This is a genomic window from Gilliamella sp. Choc5-1, from assembly GCF_001690595.1.
Taxonomy (GTDB): Bacteria; Pseudomonadota; Gammaproteobacteria; order Enterobacterales; family Orbaceae; genus Gilliamella; species Gilliamella apicola_M.
In genome coordinates, this window is sequence record NZ_LZHH01000074.1 from 1 (window position 1) to 2,832 (window position 2,832).

1 protein-coding gene and 1 pseudogene are annotated in these 2,832 nt (G+C 41.3%); both read left to right on the forward strand.

The annotated features are described in order from the left end of the window. Window positions 1-925: 925 nt before the first annotated feature. Window positions 926-2,560, forward strand: a pseudogene (locus tag A9G35_RS06530) (type VI secretion system Vgr family protein); the annotation flags it as partial. Window positions 2,561-2,572: 12 nt separating this feature from the next. Then, window positions 2,573-2,832 (forward strand): type VI secretion system Vgr family protein (locus A9G35_RS13900; RefSeq protein WP_255305980.1); only part of this gene is annotated, 260 nt, incomplete at its 3' end.

Genomic DNA, 2,832 nt, shown 5'->3' on the forward strand with positions numbered 1-2,832 from the left:
AGCCAAGCAATAAAAAGCGGCAGCCTCACATTAAGTGGGGGCGATTTATTGGTTTATTTTGCCAGTTATTTTGTAAAAAATATTCAGGAGTCTATACCGTTTTAAATTCATAACAAATTGATTTAAATAAAAAAGTAAAAAGTGCCAACAACACCGTAAGGTCAATATTTCAGTTTTTTTACGCTATCAAGAAAACAGACAAATCCCCCATTTTTGTCAAAAACTTTCAGGAGTGTACTACGTTTATGTAAAAAATCCTAAAAAAATCAGACTTAAGTTATAAAAAGCTAGCCAAGCAATAAAAAGCGGCAGCCTCACATTAAGTGGGGGCGATTTATTGGTTTATTTTGCCAGTTATTTTGTAAAAAATATTCAGGAGTCTATACCGTTTTAAATTCATAACAAATTGATTTAACTAAAAAAGTAAAAAGCGCCAACAACACCGTAAGGTCAATGTTTCAGTTTTTTTACGCTATCAAGAAAACAAACAAATCCGCCATTTTTGTCAAAAACTTTCAGGAGTGCACTACGTTTATGTAAAAAATCCTAAAAAATCATGCATGAATAAACAAGGGTAACGTTATTATTATTGCTTTTCTAACCACCATTTCACCGCCAAAACAACGCGACTAAACTAACTTGAATTATTAATATTAAACAACACATCGTTAAAAATGAGTTAAATGTTGCCCTAAAATGCGCTATGATTGGTGCTGTTTAACTTATTTAGATTATCAATCAAATAACGATATTTGGTAGCTAATCGATATTAGATAACTATATTAGATAACTATATTAGATAACTACATTCGATAGCTATATTTAATAACTAAAAGCAATAATATTAACCATTTAAATCATAACAACAAACCAAAGGTATTCCCTTTTATTCTAATTAAATCAATAAATAAGGAAAGGAAAAAACATGGCAAGTGCGTTAGAGCGTCTTTTAGAGCAGCTTGATGACGGGATATTGGGTCATTTAAAAAAACTGAGCCATAATCGCTATACCTTAACCGTTGAGGGGCTGAGTTCGCCGGTGTCGGTGTTACAGGTTAAAGGCGATGAGCGGCTTAACCAGCCGTGGCATTATACCCTTGAATTTACCAGTCCCGATAAAGCCCTTGCCATTGATTCACTGCTTAACCAAAACGCCACTTTCTCATTTAATCCCTTTTTAAACCAGCCATTAACAGAAGCAATACGCTCACTAGGTGGCTTACCGGCCATCAGTGACGGGCGCACACTTCATGGGGTGGTTACCGCATTTAGTCAGCTATCGGTCAGTAAAGAGCAAGCGCATTATCAAGTTGTTTTATCATCCCGCTTAGCGTTGTTAGCCATGAAAAAACAGTGTGCCATTTTTCAAAACTAAAGCGTGGTAAGTGTAGTGGAATCGATACTGCGCAGCCATGGTTTTACCGGCATTGATTACCGCTTGGAATTAAAAGACACCTACCCGTATCGAGAATTTATTACCCAATGGCAAGAAAGTGACCTTGAGTTCATACAACGCTTATTGGCGGATTTGGGGATTTGGTTTCGCTTTGAAACGCATGCTGAGCACAACTGTGATGTCATGGTGCTAAGTGATTATGAGCAAGGTTATGCTCAGGTGGCCGACATAGATAACAAACCACCGAGTGGCACCTTAGATGGTGGCACCGAAAGCGTTTGGGATATTCGCTTACACAGTGCCGTGGTGGCCTCATCAGTTGAGGTAAATGATTATAACTATCGAACCGCCAATACGGATTTGCACAAAGACATCAATACCCAACCGAAAAGCACCACCACCTATGGCACTGATTACCGTTATGAAGAGCACTACAAAGGACTCAATGATAACGGTCAAACTAATGGCGCTAATGGCAATGATGATAACGATGGTGAGAGTGATAATCGTGATAATGATAGTAATAACTATCATCGTGATAACCATCATAATGACACCTACATCGAAAGTGGTGAATGGTATGCACGCCTACGGCACGAACAAAAAATCAGCCAACAAGTTATTATTCACGGTAAAAGCAACCGCTACGCGCTAGCACCGGGTCAATGGATTAACCTCAAAGGCAGTCCACTGAATAATATCAATGACGGTGTAATTATTTTAAGTGTACAAGGACACGGTAACCGCACCGATGCATACGAGCTCGAATTTACTGCGATTCCTTATCAGGCATTAACGCTCTACCGCCCGACGCCTATCCGCTGGCCCCAAATCAGCGGCACCTTACCGGCAAGGGTCACCAGTCCCGACAATGACACCTATGGCTATATTGACACTCAAGGACGCTACCGCGTTAAATTTAACTTTGACCTAAAAACATGGAAAAATGGCGAAGAAAGCCTTTGGATACGTTTAGCCAAACCGTATGCAGGCAGCACCTATGGCTTTCACTTTCCCTTAATTGACGGCACCGAAGTGGCCATTGCCTTTATGAACGGCAACCCCGATAGGCCGTATATAGCCCATGCCATGCACGACAGTGCTCACCCTGACCCTATCACCACCATCAACAAACACCGCAATGTCATTCGCACCCCGGCCAACAACAAACTGCGCATGGATGATAAACGCGGGCAAGAGCACATCAAACTGGCCACCGAATACGGCAAAACGCAACTTAATATCGGTCACTTAGTTGACCAAAGCAAAGCGCAGCGTGGCGAAGGCTTTGAGCTAAGAACCGACGAATGGGGCGCCATAACAGCTGCACGGGGATTATACTTAACCACCCAAACCGAGCCCAAAGCGCAAGGCAAACAGCTCGATATGCAAGCGGCAATCACCCAACTTGAAAATGCGCTCTCCATTGCCAAAGC